This window comes from Microlunatus kandeliicorticis (assembly GCF_014137855.1).
Taxonomy (GTDB): domain Bacteria; phylum Actinomycetota; class Actinomycetes; order Propionibacteriales; family Propionibacteriaceae; genus Microlunatus; species Microlunatus kandeliicorticis.
Genome location: NZ_JACGWT010000003.1, coordinates 170,929 through 186,820, shown reverse-complemented (window position 1 = coordinate 186,820; position 15,892 = coordinate 170,929). Strand labels below are relative to the sequence as shown.

14 protein-coding genes are annotated in these 15,892 nt (G+C 71.7%); 7 read left to right on the top strand and 7 right to left on the bottom strand.

From position 1 onward, the window contains the following. Positions 1 to 141: 141 nt before the first annotated feature. The 4 genes from treS (at position 142) to FHX74_RS09890 (ending at position 5,918) form a co-directional block, all read left to right on the top strand. The gene (gene treS / locus FHX74_RS09905) at positions 142 to 2,478 is read left to right on the top strand and encodes a maltose alpha-D-glucosyltransferase (RefSeq protein WP_328823742.1); all 2,337 of its coding nucleotides are present in this window, start codon (positions 142 to 144) and stop codon (positions 2,476 to 2,478) included. Between the two features lie 37 nt (positions 2,479 to 2,515). Beyond that, the gene (locus FHX74_RS09900; protein ID WP_182559968.1) at positions 2,516 to 3,559 is read left to right on the top strand and encodes a glutathione S-transferase family protein; all 1,044 of its coding nucleotides are present in this window, start codon (positions 2,516 to 2,518) and stop codon (positions 3,557 to 3,559) included. 58 nt (positions 3,560 to 3,617) lie between these two features. Next, positions 3,618 to 4,628, top strand: a complete 1,011-nt coding sequence (locus tag FHX74_RS09895) for an aldo/keto reductase family protein (RefSeq protein ID WP_182559967.1) — start codon at positions 3,618 to 3,620, stop codon at positions 4,626 to 4,628. A 105-nt stretch (positions 4,629 to 4,733) separates the two neighbouring features. After that, complete coding sequence (locus FHX74_RS09890; RefSeq protein ID WP_182559966.1) at positions 4,734 to 5,918, top strand: SMP-30/gluconolactonase/LRE family protein; 1,185 nt, start codon at positions 4,734 to 4,736, stop codon at positions 5,916 to 5,918. 118 nt (positions 5,919 to 6,036) lie between these two features. Here FHX74_RS09890 and FHX74_RS09885 read toward each other — a convergent pair whose 3' ends face one another. From FHX74_RS09885 to ctaE, 5 genes are all read right to left on the bottom strand, one after another. Continuing rightward, entirely contained in the window at positions 6,037 to 7,053 is a 1,017-nt protein-coding gene (locus FHX74_RS09885) for a hypothetical protein (protein ID WP_182559965.1), read from the bottom strand. Between the two features lie 364 nt (positions 7,054 to 7,417). Next, entirely contained in the window at positions 7,418 to 9,253 is a 1,836-nt protein-coding gene (gene qcrB, locus FHX74_RS09880; protein ID WP_182559964.1) for a cytochrome bc1 complex cytochrome b subunit, read from the bottom strand. After that, on the bottom strand, positions 9,253 to 10,254 hold the full coding sequence (gene qcrA, locus FHX74_RS09875; protein ID WP_182560415.1) for a cytochrome bc1 complex Rieske iron-sulfur subunit: 1,002 nt from the start codon (positions 10,252 to 10,254) through the stop codon (positions 9,253 to 9,255). Before qcrA ends, qcrB begins: the two co-directional genes overlap by 1 nt. Before the next feature lie 134 nt (positions 10,255 to 10,388). Then, entirely contained in the window at positions 10,389 to 11,192 is an 804-nt protein-coding gene (gene qcrC / locus FHX74_RS09870) for a cytochrome bc1 complex diheme cytochrome c subunit (RefSeq protein ID WP_182559963.1), read from the bottom strand. A gap of 97 nt (positions 11,193 to 11,289) precedes the next feature. Beyond that, positions 11,290 to 11,967 (bottom strand): aa3-type cytochrome oxidase subunit III, encoded by a 678-nt coding sequence (gene ctaE / locus FHX74_RS09865; protein WP_456238302.1) that lies wholly within the window; start codon positions 11,965 to 11,967, stop codon positions 11,290 to 11,292. Positions 11,968 to 12,251: 284 nt separating this feature from the next. Between ctaE and FHX74_RS09860 the strand changes: the two genes are divergently transcribed. The 3 genes from FHX74_RS09860 (at position 12,252) to FHX74_RS09850 (ending at position 14,386) form a co-directional block, all read left to right on the top strand. Next, positions 12,252 to 12,737: a response regulator transcription factor gene (locus tag FHX74_RS09860; protein WP_235970543.1), complete on the top strand. Its 486-nt coding sequence runs from the start codon at positions 12,252 to 12,254 to the stop codon at positions 12,735 to 12,737. After that, a complete protein-coding gene (gene trpD / locus FHX74_RS09855) occupies positions 12,730 to 13,782 on the top strand; it encodes an anthranilate phosphoribosyltransferase (protein WP_182559961.1) in 1,053 nt (350 codons plus the stop codon). Before FHX74_RS09860 ends, trpD begins: the two co-directional genes overlap by 8 nt. A gap of 160 nt (positions 13,783 to 13,942) precedes the next feature. Beyond that, positions 13,943 to 14,386 carry a pilus assembly protein CpaE gene (locus FHX74_RS09850; protein ID WP_182559960.1) on the top strand — a complete coding sequence of 148 codons (444 nt, stop codon included), beginning with the start codon at positions 13,943 to 13,945 and terminating at the stop codon, positions 14,384 to 14,386. Between the two features lie 61 nt (positions 14,387 to 14,447). Here the strand turns inward: FHX74_RS09850 and FHX74_RS09845 are convergent, their stop codons facing one another. Together FHX74_RS09845 and FHX74_RS09840 are read right to left on the bottom strand one after the other, a co-directional pair. Continuing rightward, a complete protein-coding gene (locus FHX74_RS09845; protein WP_182559959.1) occupies positions 14,448 to 15,152 on the bottom strand; it encodes a prepilin peptidase in 705 nt (234 codons plus the stop codon). A 71-nt stretch (positions 15,153 to 15,223) separates the two neighbouring features. Then, complete coding sequence (locus tag FHX74_RS09840) at positions 15,224 to 15,796, bottom strand: hypothetical protein (RefSeq protein ID WP_182559958.1); 573 nt, start codon at positions 15,794 to 15,796, stop codon at positions 15,224 to 15,226. Between the last annotated feature and the right edge of the window lie 96 nt (positions 15,797 to 15,892).

Here is a 15,892-nt window from a genome sequence, read left to right as displayed (position 1 = left end):
ACTGCGCTGATCCCGGGCGTTCGCTGGCCGGGTGGCGTCTCATCCTCCGGCGGTCGTGCACTAGTTTTTCGTGCGTGCGTGGCCCGGCGGCCGCGTTGACGCGACGACCCGGACCGGCCCCGACCGCGACGAGGAGAACCAGTGGCGAAGGACGACGACGTCGTGACCGACCGCGAGACGGCGGTCGACGACGGGCCGGACAACCCCGAGGGCCACGAGCCGAGCGAGATCACCTACGCCGAGCAGTTCTATCCCGCCCGGCCGCGCCGGCTCCGTCCACGGGCCCGGCTCCGCGGGCTGTTCCCGATCCGGCCCAAGTCCGGGCGGACCGGCAAGCCGAGCGGCGACAACCCCGACTACGTCGAGTGGCTGACCGACGAGTCGATGCTGGCCGACGCCAAGAAGATCGCCGGCCAGTTCTCCGGCCAGGGCAGCATGTGGCAGAACCCGTTTGCCAACCCCGACCCGCGGGCGGCGATCGAGAAGACCTCCGTCTGGTTCACCGCCTACCCGATCTCGATGATCACCAAGCCCGGGTGCTCCTTCCTGGGCACCCTGGGTGACGAGGACCTGTGGTCGGTCTTCCAGCAGATCGGCATCGACGGCGTCCACACCGGGCCGGTCAAGGCCGCCGGCGGCATCAGCGGCTGGGAGTTCACCCCCAGCGTCGACGGCCACTTCGACCGGATCAGCACGAACATCGACGAGGCGTTCGGCACCGAGGACGAGTTCCGCGCGGTCTGCGAGGTCGCGACCGCCCACGACGGCACCGTGATCGACGACATCGTCCCTGGCCACACCGGCAAGGGCGCGGACTTCCGGCTGGCCGAGATGAAGGTCGGCGACTACCCCGGGATCTACCACATGGTGGAGATCCCGCCCGAGGACTGGGGCCTGCTGCCGAAGGTCCCGCGCGGGGCCGACTCGGTCAACCTGGACGCCGAGGCCGAGCACCGGCTCGAGCGCGCCGGCTACATCATCGGCCGGCTGCAGCGGGTGATCTTCTTCGAGCCGGGGGTCAAGGAGACCAACTGGAGCGCCACCGCGCCGGTCACCGGGCCGGACGGGGTCGAGCGCCGCTGGGTCTACCTGCACTACTTCAAGGAGGGCCAGCCGTCGATCAACTGGCTCGACCCGACGTTCGCCGGGATGCGGCTGGTGATCGGCGACGCGCTGCACAGCCTCGGCGACCTCGGCACGGGCGCGCTGCGGCTCGACGCCAACGGGTTCCTCGGCGTCGAGAAGGCGTCCTCGGAGGACGCGCCGGCCTGGTCGGAGGGCCACCCGCTGAGCGAGGCGGCCAACCAGCTGATCGCCTCGATGGTGCGCAAGGTCGGCGGCTTCACCTTCCAGGAGCTCAACCTCACCATCGACGACATCAAGAACAGCTCCGAGCGCGGCGCGGACCTGTCCTACGACTTCGTCAACCGGCCCGCCTACCACCACGCGATGGCCACCGCGGACACCGAGTTCCTCCGGCTGACCCTCAACGCGGCCCGTGAGATCGGCGTCGAACCGGTCTCGCTGGTGCACGCGCTGCAGAACCACGACGAGATGACCTACGAGCTCGTCCACTTCGCCACCCGGCACAGCGAGGACCTGTTCGCCTTCCGCGGGCAGACCTACACCGGCGAGGCGCTCGCGGTGCGGATCCGGGCCGACCTGATCGAGCGGCTGACCGGTGAGGCCGGGCCCTACAACTCGACCTTCACCCAGAACGGCATCGCCTCGACCACCGCGACGATCATCGCCGCCTCGCTCGGCTACACCGACATCGCCGCCCTCGACGACGAGCAGATCGAGAAGATCAAGCAGGCGCACCTGCTGCTGGCCATGTTCAACGCCCTCCAGCCCGGGGTCTTCGCGCTTTCCGGCTGGGACCTCTGCGGGATGCTGACGCTGCCGCGGGACCGGATCGGCTGGCTGCTCGGCACCGGCGACACCCGCTGGATCCACCGCTCCGCCTACGACCTGATGGACTACCGGCCGGACGCCACCGAGTCGCAGTCCCGGATGCCGCGCGGGGTCAGCCTCTACGGGCCGCTGCCGCAGCAGCTGGCCGACGAGCACTCGTTCGCCAGCCGGCTCTCCCGGGTGCTCCGGGTGCGGCGGGACCACAAGATCGCCAGCAGCGTCCAGCTCGACGTGCCGCCGGTGTCCAACAAGGCGATGCTGGTGATGGTCCACCAGCTCGAGGAGCCCGACCACCTGCAGGTCACGGTGCTCAACTTCTCCGACCAGGTGCTGTTCGGCAGCGTGCGGTCGGAGTACTTCACCCCGCGCCACATGGTGGTCGACATGTTCAGCGACCAGGTGTTCAGCGAGGTCGACGACCTCAAGACGTTCAGCGTCGCGCTGGCCGGCCACCAGGGGCTGTCGCTGCTGGTCCGGCCGCGGACCGACGACGACCTCGACGTCGGGGTCCCGGCCTTCGCCGAGAGCCTGGCCGAGGGCGCGCTGCGCACCGTGGAGAGCTGAACCGGACCGCGCGGGGCCGACGGCTAGGCTGCCGGGCATGTCTGCCAGCAGCCAGGAGCACTCGACCGCCGGGGCGTACGTCCACCAGGGCGAGGACTTCAACCGGGACACCAACTACATCCCGGACCGGATCACCGCGGACGGCCGCGACGGATGGCCGGTCGAGGCCGGGCGCTACCGGCTGATCGCCGCGCGCGCCTGCCCGTGGGCCAACCGGGCGATCATCGTCCGCCGGCTGCTCGGGCTCGAGGACGCGCTGTCGATGGGCCTCTGCGGCCCGACCCACGACGCCCGGAGCTGGACCTTCGACCTCGACCCCGGCGGGGTCGACCCGGTGCTCGGCTACGAGCGGCTGCAGCAGGCCTACTTCGCCCGCTACCCGGACTACCCGCGCGGGATCACCGTGCCCGCGATCGTCGAGGTGGCGACCAAGAAGGTCGTCACCAACGACTACCCGACGATGACCCTCGACTTCTCCACCGAGTGGACCGCCTTCCACCGCGAGGGCGCGCCGGACCTCTACCCGGAGCGGTTGCGCGACGAGATCGACGAGGTCGCCGAGCTGGTCTTCCACGACGTCAACAACGGCGTCTACAAGTGCGGGTTCGCCGGCTCGCAGGCCAGCTACGACCGGGCCTACGCCAAGCTGTTCGCCCGGCTCGACTGGCTGAGCGACCGGCTGGCCGACCAGCGCTACCTGGTGGGGGACACCATCACCGAGGCCGACGTCCGGCTGTTCACCACGCTGGCCCGGTTCGACCCCGTCTACCACGGCCACTTCAAGACCAACCGGCAGAAGCTGTCGGAGATGCCGGTGCTGTGGGCCTACGCCCGCGACCTGTTCCAGACCCCCGGGTTCGGCGACACCATCGACTTCACCCAGATCAAGCAGCACTACTACCTGGTGCAGACCGACATCAACCCGACCGGCGTGGTCCCGCAGGGGCCGGACCTGGCCAACTGGCTGAGCCCACACTTCCGCGAGCAGCTCGGCGGACGCCCGTTCGGTGACGGCACCCCGCCCGGTCCGCCGCGGCAGGGCGAGGCGGTCCCGGCCGACCACACCGCGTCGCTGGGCTGAGCGTCTGAGGGCTCGGCCGCCGTCGGGGTCCCTGGTGGCCCGTGGTGGGATGGCGGTCATGGACTTCCGCTACCTGGGCAACTCCGGCCTCAAGATCTCCGAGGTCACCTACGGCAACTGGCTGACGCACGGCAGCCAGATCGAGAACGAGCAGGCCACCGCCTGCGTCCGCGCCTCGCTGGACGCCGGGATCAGCACCTTCGACACCGCCGACGTCTACGCCAACACCAAGGCCGAGACCGTGCTGGGCGAGGCCCTCAAGGGCGAGCGCCGCGAGAGCCTGGAGATCTTCACCAAGGTCTTCGGCCCGATCGGACCCAAGGGGCACAACGACCTCGGGCTGTCGCGCAAGCACATCCGCGAGGCCATCGACGGGTCGCTGCGCCGGCTGCAGACCGACTACGTCGACCTCTACCAGGCGCACCGCTACGACTACGAGACCCCGCTCGAAGAGACGATGCAGGCGTTCGCCGACATCGTCCGGGCCGGGAAGGTGCTCTACGTCGGGGTCAGCGAGTGGACCGCCGACCAGCTCCGCGAGGGCCACCGGCTGGCCACCGAGCTCGGCTTCCAGCTGATCAGCAACCAGCCGCAGTACTCGATGCTGTGGCGGGTGATCGAGGGCGAGGTGGTCCCGACCAGCAAGGAGCTCGGCATCGGCCAGGTGGTCTGGTCGCCGATCGCCCAGGGCGTCCTCACCGGCAAGTACGTGCCGGGCCAGGAGCTGCCGGCCGGTTCGCGGGCGACCGACGACAAGGGCGGCGCCAACATGATCAAGCGGTTCATGAACGACGACGTGCTCGGTCGGGTGCAGCAGCTCAAGCCGATCGCCTCCGACCTCAACCTCTCGATGGCCCAGCTGGCCGTGGCCTGGACGCTGCAGAACGACAACGTCGCCACCGCGATCATCGGCGCCTCGCGACCGGAGCAGGTGCACGACAACGCCGCCGCGGCCGGGGTCACCATCCCGGCCGACGCGATGGCCAGGATCGACGAGGTGCTCGGGGACGTGGTCGAGTCCGACCCGGCCAGGACGCTGGACAGCTCGCCGAAGACCCGCGAGGCCTGACTGCTGGCGGGAGGCAGGAAACCTGCCTCCCGCCGGTCTGGCTGTGGGAAAGCACCACGCGCCGGGGCCTGGCGTCTTACAGCGCTGCAGACCTAGTCTCCAACCATGCTCAGGTCGGCCCTCGGAGCCGCCGCCCTGTCCCTGGTGTTGCTCGGCGCCGGGACCGGCCCGGTGGCTGCGCACCCCCTCGACCGCCCCTCGCCGGGCACCGGCTCCACCGGTCCCACCGTCACCACGTCCGCTGCCACCGTCCGCACCCCCGGAGCGCGGGCGCTGGCCACGGCCTGGCAGCGCCGTGCCGCCGCGTCACCGGCGGCGGGTCCGGCCCTCTGGGCGCTGACCACCGACACCGCCGAGATCGTCCGCTGGACGGTGGGCGCCGACGGTGGTCTGGTCCGGACGGTGCTGGCCGACCTCGACCACGCCGTCCGGTTCGAGGTCGGTCCCGACGGCGCCGTCTGGGTCCTGGACCTCGGCGCCGGCCGGCTGCTGCGGATCGGTCCCGACGGCACCCGCACCGTGGTCCGGTCGATGACGCCCTACCGCAGCGGCTTCGCCCTCGACGCGCAGGGCGACGTCGTCCTCTACGACGTCGAGCAGGGCGCGGTGCAGCGGGTCGTCCGGATCGACGCGGTCACCGGACGGCGGACCCTGCTGGGCACGCTGACCCGGATCCAGGCCATCACGGTCGACGGTGCCGGGCACGCGCTGGTCGCCTTCGACGACCCGGTGACCGACCAGCTCGACTCGGCCCTGGCCCGCTACCCGGTGGCCGGTGGGCTGCCGACCGTGCGGCACCTGACCGACAGCGACGTCCTGCGGATGCGCGCCACCCCCTGGGGCGACGTGCTGTTCACCGTCGACCCGCGCAGTCGAGCCGGGGTGGACAGCCTGCTCCGCTGGGACCACCTGGCCGGCGGCGTCGTCGTGCCGACCACGAAGCCCTCGACCTACGGCTGGAACCTCGATCCCGGCGGCCGGTTGTTCCTGATGCAGCAGCGGTCCTGGTGCGCCGCGCCGAACCTGCCGGGGGAGTGCCGGCCACCCCGGGACACCTCCGTCGACACCGTGCTGGTCTCGCCGCCCGGCGGTGGCTCCTACCGCCGCCCGGTGGCGGTCAGCGGGATCCCGTCCCCGCCGGGCAACCTGAATGTCGACGCGCGGGGCACGATGGCCTTCGCCGCCGACGCCTCCGACGGGGGCGGGCTCAAGGTGCTGTTGCCGTGGGGCGGGCCGGCGGTGACCGTCGCGGCGGGGACGTACTACGACACGGCGATCCGCAGCGGATGACCGAGCAGCCCCGCTCTCGTGCACGGGAGCTGTGCGGGCTCCGGATCCTTCGACTGACGACGGCCGGTCCGGCCAGCCGTGCCCAGCCGGGCAGCCGTGCCCAGCCGGCCAGCCCGGGTCAGCCGCCGGTGCCGGAGCCCTGCCCGCTGCTGCCGACCTGGCTGTCGCCCGGTGCGGCGGCGGATGATCCCGAGCTCGGCTGCGACGAGGACGCCGACGAGGGTGCGGTCGAAGGCTCCGACGAGGTGCTCGGCTGACTGCTCGGTGCCTCGCTCGGCGCGGTGCTCGGCTCCGTCGACGTGCCGCTGCTCGGTTCCGCGGTGCTGCCGGTGCTCGGTTCGCTGCTCGGCTGCTCCGAGGCGCTCGGGGTGGACGCCGGGCTGCTCGCACCGGTCGACGGCTCCGGACGGGTGGTCGGTTCGCGCGACCCCGACCCGGGTTGGGTCAGCTGGCCGATGGTGGTGCCCCGGTCGCCGTCGAGGGCCCGGCCGGTGAGCGTCTCGAAGGCGAAGATGCCGACGAAGGCCACCACGAACACCGCGACGGCCCCGATCAGGGCGTTGCGGACCACCCGACGCCGGGTTCGGGCCGCCGGCGCAGGCCCGACCGCGTCGGACGGCGTGGGGACGTCGTCACGGCGGGAGAGCGCGGGTGCCGGCCCGGCGGATCCCAGGACGTCCTCCGAGAGGGTGGTGCGGGCGGCCGGCACGGTCGCCGCCGAGACCCGGGGGCGACGGGAGAAGACCTGCTGGACGCCCTCGCGGGTGCGACGGACCGAGGCGGTGTACAGCGAGCCGGCCACGGCACTGACCACGCTGGCCAGAGCCGCTCCGCCTATCGTCCCGGCGACGCCGAGCTTGGAGCCGAGGGCGGCGGCCGTCGCCGCGGCCAGGCTGCCGCCGATGATCTGGCTCAGCGACAGCCCCAGCGGCAACGTGCGGGCGCGTTCGGACGGCGGGTCGGCGTTCGGTCGGTCAACGGTCGGTCGGTCGGTGGTCTCGGTGACCCGCACCGGGGTCTGCAGGGCGTCGCCGGTCAAGTGCGGGACGGTTCCGGTGGGGTAGCGCCCGGGCCGCTCGTCGGCGGTCACGGCGGGCTGGGTGGCGGTGTCGTCGGATCTGGTCGGGCTCGGCATGCTCTCTCGGCTGGTCTCGTTCACGCGTTCACGTCGGTCATCACGGTGCTGAGGTCCACGTCGACCACGGGGCGCCGGTGCGGTCACCGTTCCCCGGAGGACCCAACGCAGAAGGGTGGGGAATCGTTGCCGCGGACCCGTCGCTCGCACCGGCCGCACAGCCATGACCCAGAGGGTCGTCAGCGGCGTCCGGGCGGGGGTCGGCGTCCCGAGCGGACGAGACTAGGCGACGGCAGAGGTCGGCTCCGAGCCGACGCGCTCACCGCTCGGCCGCTGCTCAGGATCGCCTCGGGCACGTGCCACCAGACGCACGACGCCCCGGACCAGGAGGTCCGGGGCGTCGTGGTCGAGCGAGATGCGCAGCTCAGCGGTCGGCGGTCTCCAGGTCGTCGCGGTCGCTGCCGATCGCGGCCTGACCGTTGGAGTGCCCGTTGCTGTGGCCGTTCGAGTGGCCGTTGCTGTGACCGTTGGAGTGGCCGTTGGAGTGCCCGTCCTCGAGCTCTCCGTGGCCGTGGCCGTTGGCACCGTCGTGGTCGAAGTGCGCGGCGGCCTCCTCGATCTCGGCCCGGGTCGGCTTGCGGAGGTTGTCACCGAAGTAGAACCGGGTGGCCAACGCCCGCCGCTTCTGCTTCCCGAGGTCCCGCTTGCTGACCCCGTTGTGGTCCGTGCCGTCGCCACCCACGGTGATCGGCACGTACTCCTTGTGCTGGGTGAGGGTGTACGCCTCCTCCGCGGTGATCGGGGTGTGCTTCTCCTCGTACCCGCCCGACGGGTGCCGGATGATGATGCCGCTCTCGGCACCGTGAAGCAGCCGCTCCTCGGAGGCCCGCTGCAGCCCGATGCAGATCCGCTTGGTGATCAGGAAGGCCAGCACCGGTCCGACGAACACGGCGACCCGCAGGAAGTAGGTCACGTTGTTCAGCGAGACGTGGAAGTGGGTGGCGATGATGTCGTTGCCACCGCCCATCCAGAAGAAGCCGTAGCAGGTCATCGCGGCCACACCGAAGGCGGTGCGGGTCGGGTTGTTGCGCGGCCGGTCGAGGATGTGGTGCTCGGACTTGTCACCGGTCACCCACCGCTCGACGAACGGGTAGACGCCCATGATGACGAACAGCGCCGTCAGCAGACCGACACCCGGCAGGAAGATGTTCCAGGACCAGGTGGTGCCACCGATGTGCCACTCCCAGTTCGGCATGATCCGGATGGCGCCCTCGACGAAGCCCATGTACCAGTCGGGCTGGGCGCCCGCGGTCACCTGGTTCGGCGTGTAGGGGCCGTAGGTCCACACCGGGTTGAGCTGCATCAGCGCGCCCATCAGGGTGATGACGCCGAAGACGATGAAGAAGAAGCCACCGGCCTTGGCCATGTAGACCGGGAACAGCGGGTAGCCGACGACGTTCGACTCCTTGCGGCCCGGACCCGGGTACTGGGTGTGCTTGTGGTAGACGACCAGCGCCAGGTGCGCCGCGATCAGGCCGAGGATCACCGCCGGGATCAGCAGGATGTGGGCCATGTAGAGCCGCGGGATGATCAAGTCGCCCGGGTACTCGCCACCGAAGATGAAGAACTCGATGTAGGTGCCCACCAGCGGGATCGAGCGGATCAGACCGTCGACGAACCGGAGGCCGGTGCCCGACAGCAGGTCGTCCGGCAGCGAGTAGCCGGCGAAGCCCTCGATCAGGCCGATGCCCATCAGGCCCACGCCCAGCAGCCAGTTGAGCTCGCGCGGCTTGCGGAACGCTCCGGTGAAGAACACCCGGAGGCTGTGGCAGATCATCGCGGCCACGAACAGCATCGCCGCCCAGTGGTGCATCTGCCGGAGCAGCAGACCGCCGCGGATGTCGAAGCTGATGTGCACGGTGGACGAGTAGGCCTGCGACATCGTCACGCCGCGGAGCAGCTGGTACGTGCCGTCGTAGGTCGTCTCGTCCATCGACGGCTGGTACCAGAGGGTCAGGAACACCCCGGTGAGCAGCAGCACGATGAAGGAGTAGAGAGCGATCTCCCCGAGCAGGAACGACCAGTGGTCGGGGAAGATCTTCCTCAGGTTGTGCTTGCCGAGCGAGGCCAGGCCGAGTCGTTCGTCGGCCCACCCGGCCGGGCCCGAGGCGGCCTTGAAGACGGGGCCGAACTGCTTCGGCGGCGTCTTGCCGTCGGCGAGGTCGGCCTCACGGGCAACGGTCGCAGCTGGTTTTGCCATCAGTTCTCACCCTGCTTGTAGTCATGACGCGAGTCACGCTCGAAGTAGCTGGGCCCCACCGGAACCGTGAAGCCCTCGCGGGCGACCAGGTATCCCTCGGAGTCCACCGTGATCGGCAGCTGGGGGAGCGACCGTGCGGCCGGACCGAACACCACCACACCCGAGTCGCCCAGGTCGAAGGTCGACTGGTGGCACGGGCAGAGGAGGTGGTGCGTCTGCTGCTCCCACAGCGAGATCGGGCACCCGACGTGGGTGCAGATCTTGGAGTAGGCGAGGATCCCGTTGACCTGCCAGTCGCGGCGGCTCGCGGGGATCTTGATGTCGTTCGGGTCCATCCGGACGACGATGATCGGGCTCTTGGCCATCGCCTGCTGGCGCTCGACGCCCTCGAGGTCCTGCAGGTTGGCCGGCTCGCCGTTGACGAGCTGCCCGATCTGGATGTCCTCGGGCTTGAGCGGCATGAAGGTGACGTCGTTGACCAGTCGGACGCCGGCCTTCCAGATGGTCGTCTCGATGGTCCGGGCGCGCACCTTCTTGGTGGCGATCGGGCCGAGGTCGGCCAGGAAGATCACGAACGGCACGGCGACCACGCCGATCGCGCCGAGCAGCGCGTAGCCCATGGTCTTGCGCCGGGTGATCTGTGACTCCTCGACGCCCTGCTCGAGCTCGGCGAGGATCTCCTCGCGGTCGGCCTGGCTGGAGACGGCCGGGTGGCGCTCGTCGACCATCTCCTGGTCAGCCATCAGCTGCCGCGCCCACTGCACCGCGCCGATGCCGATCAGCAGGATCGCCATACCGAGGGTGGTGCCGAGGCCGAAGTGCAGCGCGCTGGTGTGCAGGAAGCCGAAGTCGATGGTCATCGTCTTCGGCACCGCGAAGTAGATGACGACGAAGGCGATCGCGAAGACCGGCACCAGGCCGAACATCGTCGTCACCTGGCGCTCGGCGCGCTTGGCCGCCTTCTCGTCGACGTCGGTCAGCCGGGGGAGGTGCTCCTCCATGCCGGGGTCGGCGACCGGGAAGCGGGGGTCGTCGGTGGTCACCAGACCGCCGACCGACCGGCTCTGGGTCAGCTCACCGCGGGGGTCGCGGCCCTCGGGCAGGTTGTTGCCGTCGGGGCCGTCGTCGGTTCCGCTCACTTCGCCTTCGCTCCCTTCGCCGCGATCCAGACCGCGAACGCCACCAGCACGCCGAGACCGACGATCCAGGTCCACAGCCCCTCGCTCACCGGGCCGATGCCGCCCAGTGCGAGACCGCCGTTGTTGGGTCGCTCGTGGAGCGTCTGCAGGTAGGCGATGATCTCCTGCTTGTCCTTCGGTGTGACCACCTGGTCGGAGAAGACCGGCATCTGCTGCGGGCCGGTCAGCATGGCCTCGTAGATGTGCTTGTCGCTGACGCCGACCAGGCTGGGGGCGTACTTGCCGTTCGGCAGCGCGCCGCCGGCGCCCTCGGCGTTGTGACAGGCCGAGCAGTTGGTGCGGAAGAGCTCACCACCACGGGCGACCTCCTCGTCGGTCAGCCCGCTCGGCTGGTACTGCGAGGCACTGGGGATCTCCGGGCCCGGGCCGAGCGTCTGGACATAGGCGGCCAGCGCGGCGATCTCGTCGTCGTTGTAGCTCACCTTGGTCTGCGGGGCCTGCTGCTGGGGGTAGGCCAGCGGCATCCGCCCGGTGGAGACCTGGAAGTCGACCGCCGCGGCGCCGACGCCGACCAGCGTCGGGCCCTGGCTGCTGCCCTGACCGTTCAGGCCGTGGCAGGACGAGCAGCCAACCGCGAAGAGCTTGCGGCCGGCCTCGACCTGCTGGCTCTTGGTGGTGTCGGCCGAGGAGACGTCGGACGGCGCCAGGATGGCGTACAGCCCGCCCATGACGAAGAGGGCGAACACCAGCAGCAGCGGCTTGGCCACCGGGTGTCGTCTTCTCGAGGACAGGAATCGCACGGGTGGGCCTCTCGGTCGGGTCTGAACGGTTCGGCGGATGGAGTTGTGGGCCCCTTCGCAGAACTTTTCAGTCGCGCTCCGGGACCCGGATGCAGGGTCAGCGCAGGATGTAGATCACGCCGAAGAGGGCGATCCAGACCACGTCGACGAAGTGCCAGTAATAGGACACTACAACGGCACTGACCGCCTGCTCGTGCGTCCAGGTCTTCGCCAGGAAGGTCCGTCCGAGGAGCAGCAGGAAGGCGAACAGACCGCCGGTGACGTGCAGGCCGTGGAAGCCGGTGGCCAGGAAGAACACCGAGCCGTAGGGGTTGGCCGAGATGGTCAGACCCTCGCTGATCAGGCCCGCGTACTCGAAGACCTGACCGCCGATGAAGAACGACCCCATCAGGAAGGTCAGCACGTACCACTCGCGCAGGCCCCACTTGGTGAACTGGACCAGCGATCCGGCCCGGCTGACCTGTCCGCGCTCGGCGGCGAAGACGCCCATCTGGCAGGTGAACGAGCTCAGCACCAGCACCGTGGTGTTGGTGATGGCGAACGGGATGTCGAGCATCCCGCTCTGGCTCTTCCACAGCGTCTCCAGCCCGCGCGAGGTGAAGTCGGCGTTGGTGACGTTGCGGATGGTGAAGTAGGCCGCGAACAGCGCCGCGAAGAACATCAGCTCCGAGGCCAGCCAGACGATCGTGCCCACGGCCACCTTGTCCGGCTTGCCGGGCTGGCCGACCAGACGGGACTGGGGGATCGGGTGCAGCGCCGAGTGGGGCTTGATCACCGGTGCTTCGGTTCCGTGCGCGTGTAGAGCCACGGGGTCATTATTGCCTCATCAGCCGCCGGTCCAACCAGATCGGGGGCCCGCCGGGGCCGAGTTGTGACCGGGCCACCGCGGACGCGGCGTGCCGCGGGCGTGCGGGGTGCGCGGGATACGATTCCGGCCGAGCGGGAACCCGCTCGCGCCAGGTGGTCCGCGGCTGTGACGATCGTCTCATCCGCGCTCAGGATCGGGACGCCGCCGGCGTGACCGGGCGGACCGACCAGCCGACGAGGACCGGGGTTGCGATGAGCGAGCAGACGGGTCAGACCGGGCAGGCCGAGCACGCGGAGGAGTCGGGCGGCGCGCCCGCGCAGCCGGCGGGGCCGACCGAGACCCTCAAGGTGCTGCTCTACTCCGACGACCGCACCGTGCGGACCGAGGTCCGGCTGGCCCTCGGACGGCGGGTCGCCCGCGACCTGCCCGAGATCGAGGTGCTCGAGGTCGCGACGCAGCCCGCGGTCGTCCGCACCCTCGACCAGCCGGGGATCGACCTGGTGATCCTCGACGGCGAGGCGGCGCCCGGCGGGATGGGGATCTGCCGTCAGCTCAAGGACGAGATCTGGGAGTGCCCGCCGGTGCTGGTGCTGACCGGGCGACCCGACGACGCCTGGCTGGCCACCTGGTCGCGGGCCGACGCCGCCGTGCCGCACCCGATCGACCCGATCCGGCTGCCGGCCGCCGTGGCCGCGCTGCTGCGGTCCGGCCGGACCGCCGCCGTCAGCGGTGGCTGAGCCCGCGACGGCCGCGCCCAGCTGGCGGTCGGTGCTCCGCTCGCTGATCGCCGGCGAGGACCAGCCGCGCGACTCGACGGCGTGGGCGATGGGCCGGATCCTGGCCGGGGAGGCGACCTCGGCCCAGATCGCCGCCTTCGTGGTCGCGCTGCGGTGCAAGGGCGAGACCGTCGACGAGCTCACCGGGATGGCGGACGGGATGCTCGAGTTCGCCACCCCGATCAGCGTCCCCGGACGGTCGGTGGACGTCGTCGGCTCGGGCGCGGACAAGGCGAACACGGTCAACATCTCGACGATGGCCGCGGTGGTCGCCGCGGCGGCCGGCGCCCGGGTGGTCAAGCACGGCAACCGGGCCGCCACCTCGGCCTGCGGGGCCGCCGACCTGCTCGAGGAGCTCGGGGTGGTGCTCACCCTGACCCCGGCCCAGCAGGTGCGGGTGATCGACCAGGTGGGGATCGGCTTCCTGTTCGCCTCGCACTACCACCCGGCGCTCCGGCACGCCGGGGCGACGCGGAGCGAGCTCGGGGTGCCCACCACCTTCAACTTCCTGGGCCCGCTGGCCAACCCGGCCCGGCCCGCCGCGCAGGCGGTGGGGGTGGCCGACCCGCGGATGGCCGAGCTGATGGCCGGCGTGTTCGCCGGCCGCGGCAACCGCGGGCTGGTCTTCCACGGCGGGGACGGTCTCGACGAGCTCACCACCACGACGACCTCGACGGTCTGGGTGTTCGCCGACGGCGAGGTCACCACCACCACGCTCGATCCCGCCGACCTCGGCCTGCCCCGCAGTCGGGTGACCGACCTGGTCGGCGCGGACGCCGCGCACAACGCCGAGGTGGCCCGGCGGGTGTTCGGCGGCGAGCCGGGACCGGTCCGCGACATCGTGCTGCTCAACACCGCTGCCACTCTGGCCGCCTGGGACGGCCCGCGCGCCGACGACCTGACCGGCCAGCTCGGCGGAGCGCTCGAACGCGCGGCGGCGGCGCTGGACGACGGGTCGGCGGCCGCCCTGCTCGACCGCTGGGTGGCGGCCACCCGCGCCGTCTGACCGACCGCCGCCACCTGCCCTTCGACGGGCTCAGGGCACCACTGGCCCTTCGACAGGCTCAGCGCCCCAGCGCTTCCGAGGGCTCGGGCCACCGGGTTCGGGTCGGGCGCCCGACCGCGACGCCCGGGGAGGGCGTTCGGGCCGGTGGCAGACTGAGGCGATGATCTCCCGCGAGCTCGCCCGCCGGCTGACGGGGCTGCTGGACTGGCACCCGGTCAACTCCGACCAGTTCTTCATCCCGCGGCCGGAGATCGAGGAGTCGGTCTTCACGGTCAGCGACATGGTCGTCGAGATCCGCGAGCGCGCCGGCCGCACCAGCTTCCACTTCAACGGGACCACCGAGTGGGCGCTCGACTCGCTCGAGAGCGACGACGCGGTCTGGCTGCCCCGGGAGGAGCAGCTCCGCGAGCGGCTCGGCGACGCCTTCCTGTCGCTCGACCGCGAGGGCGAGGGCTTCGTGGTCACCGTCCGCGGCCCGCAGGGAGCGCACCACACCGCCCCGGTCGGCGACGGGTCCGACGCCTACGCGCTGGCGCTGCTGCACGCGCTCGGGGCCGACGACTCCGCGCCTGCCGGCGAGTCGGCCGACCTGCAGCGCGCCTGAGCTCCGCCTGGCGGGAGCTCGCCCGGCCCGAGCTCGGCCCCGGCAGGCAGGCCGGTCCTGCTCAACCACCGACCAGGGCGGACACCGGGAGCGCGAGGAACGCCCCGGCGACGATCGACGGGCCGTAGGCGAACGGGCCCCGGTGTCCGCGCGCCAGCAGCACCGCGCCGTGCAGCCCACCGACGACCGCGCCGAGCAGCAGGCAGAGATAGAGGGCGAGCCAGCCCGTCGCCGCGGCCGGTCCGCTCACCAGGGCGGCCAGCCAGACGTCGCCGACGCCGATCCGGCGCCGGCTGAGCAGGTGGATCAGCAGGTACCAGCCGAAGCCGATCCCGGCCCCGGCGCACAGCCGCCACCAGGCGTCCGCGCCGCTCCCGAGCGCGAGCCCGAGCAGACCGCCGGCCGCCACCGCGATCCCGGTGCTCCAGGTCAGCCGCCACGGCACCCAGGTGCTGGCGGCATCGATCCCCGCGAGCAGCACCCCGCCGGTGGCGAGCACCGTCCAGGCGGGCCACTGCGGGGGATCGGCCGTGAGGGTGACCAGGACCGCGGCCACCCCACCCGCGACCGCCCACCAGGTCCGCCGGCGGCGGGTTCCCAGACCGCGGTAGGGCGGCTTGGCCGGATCGTGACCCGGACTCCCCGGCTCGACCTCGGGCAGCCGCCGGAGCACCGCCGGGGCGCCGAGGAGCAGCAGCAGGACGACCAGCGCCACCACGGTCACGGCGGCGAGCAGGACTCCGGGCGCGGCGCCGGTCGGCGACATGGCCCGGATGCTAACCAGCACCGGGTCCGCCGCACCGCTCGGCGAACGGCTGCGCCAGCACCGCGGTCACCTCAGGCCACCGCCGCCGTGCGGGTGGCGCGGTCGTGCTCGACGCCCGCGGCGGTCCCGGCCGCTGGGGCACCGACCCCGAGGGGTCGCGACTCCACCATCCGGGCGGCGGCCACCAGGTGCGCCTCCACCCAGCGGGAGACCATCCCCCGGCGACCGTCGCGGAGGGCGCCGACCAGACCGCGCGACAGCCGCAACCGGTCGGCGACGTCGTCGGTGGTCCAGCCGTGGTCGAGGAGCCGGGCGAGCGCCGCGACCCCGCGTTCGGGGTCGACCGCGAGCTCCCGGGTCTCCCGGACCGTCCGCGGGGTGAGGGCGTAGAGGCGCCGGGCCAGCAGCGGGTCGATCCGGGTCAGCGGACGACCCTCGCGACCGCGCAGCAGCCGCGTCACCGACCGCGGCGAGGCGCCGGCCAGCTCGGCCAGCACCCGGATCGGCAGCCCGGTGGCGGCCAGCAGGTGCAGCAGGTGGGCGCGGAACGGGGCCGCGAGCACCCAGCCGCCGAACGCCTCGGGTTCGGCGACCACCCGGACGGCAGCGGCGGACGGACGGTGGACGGTGCCGGACTCGGCCACGGCGGTGCTCCTCGGTGAACGGACCCTGCGGGTCGTGAAGTGCTCTCACCGAGGAAAGGCCGGTTCGCGAGCCGTTTTGTGAGCCGTCGAGCAGAA

Excerpts from the sequence above, each read along its gene's own strand:
- FHX74_RS09900 (WP_182559968.1), top strand. The coding sequence starts at position 2,516 with ATGTCTGCCAGCAGCCAGGAGCACTCGACCGCCGGGGCGTACGTCCAC.
- FHX74_RS09895 (WP_182559967.1), top strand. The coding sequence starts at position 3,618 with ATGGACTTCCGCTACCTGGGCAACTCCGGCCTCAAGATCTCCGAGGTC.
- FHX74_RS09890 (WP_182559966.1), top strand. The coding sequence starts at position 4,734 with ATGCTCAGGTCGGCCCTCGGAGCCGCCGCCCTGTCCCTGGTGTTGCTC.
- FHX74_RS09885 (WP_182559965.1), bottom strand. The coding sequence starts at position 7,053 with ATGCCGAGCCCGACCAGATCCGACGACACCGCCACCCAGCCCGCCGTG.
- qcrB (WP_182559964.1), bottom strand. The coding sequence starts at position 9,253 with ATGGCAAAACCAGCTGCGACCGTTGCCCGTGAGGCCGACCTCGCCGAC.
- qcrA (WP_182560415.1), bottom strand. The coding sequence starts at position 10,254 with ATGGAGGAGCACCTCCCCCGGCTGACCGACGTCGACGAGAAGGCGGCC.
- FHX74_RS09860 (WP_235970543.1), top strand. The coding sequence starts at position 12,252 with ATGAGCGAGCAGACGGGTCAGACCGGGCAGGCCGAGCACGCGGAGGAG.
- FHX74_RS09850 (WP_182559960.1), top strand. The coding sequence starts at position 13,943 with ATGATCTCCCGCGAGCTCGCCCGCCGGCTGACGGGGCTGCTGGACTGG.
- FHX74_RS09845 (WP_182559959.1), bottom strand. The coding sequence starts at position 15,152 with ATGTCGCCGACCGGCGCCGCGCCCGGAGTCCTGCTCGCCGCCGTGACC.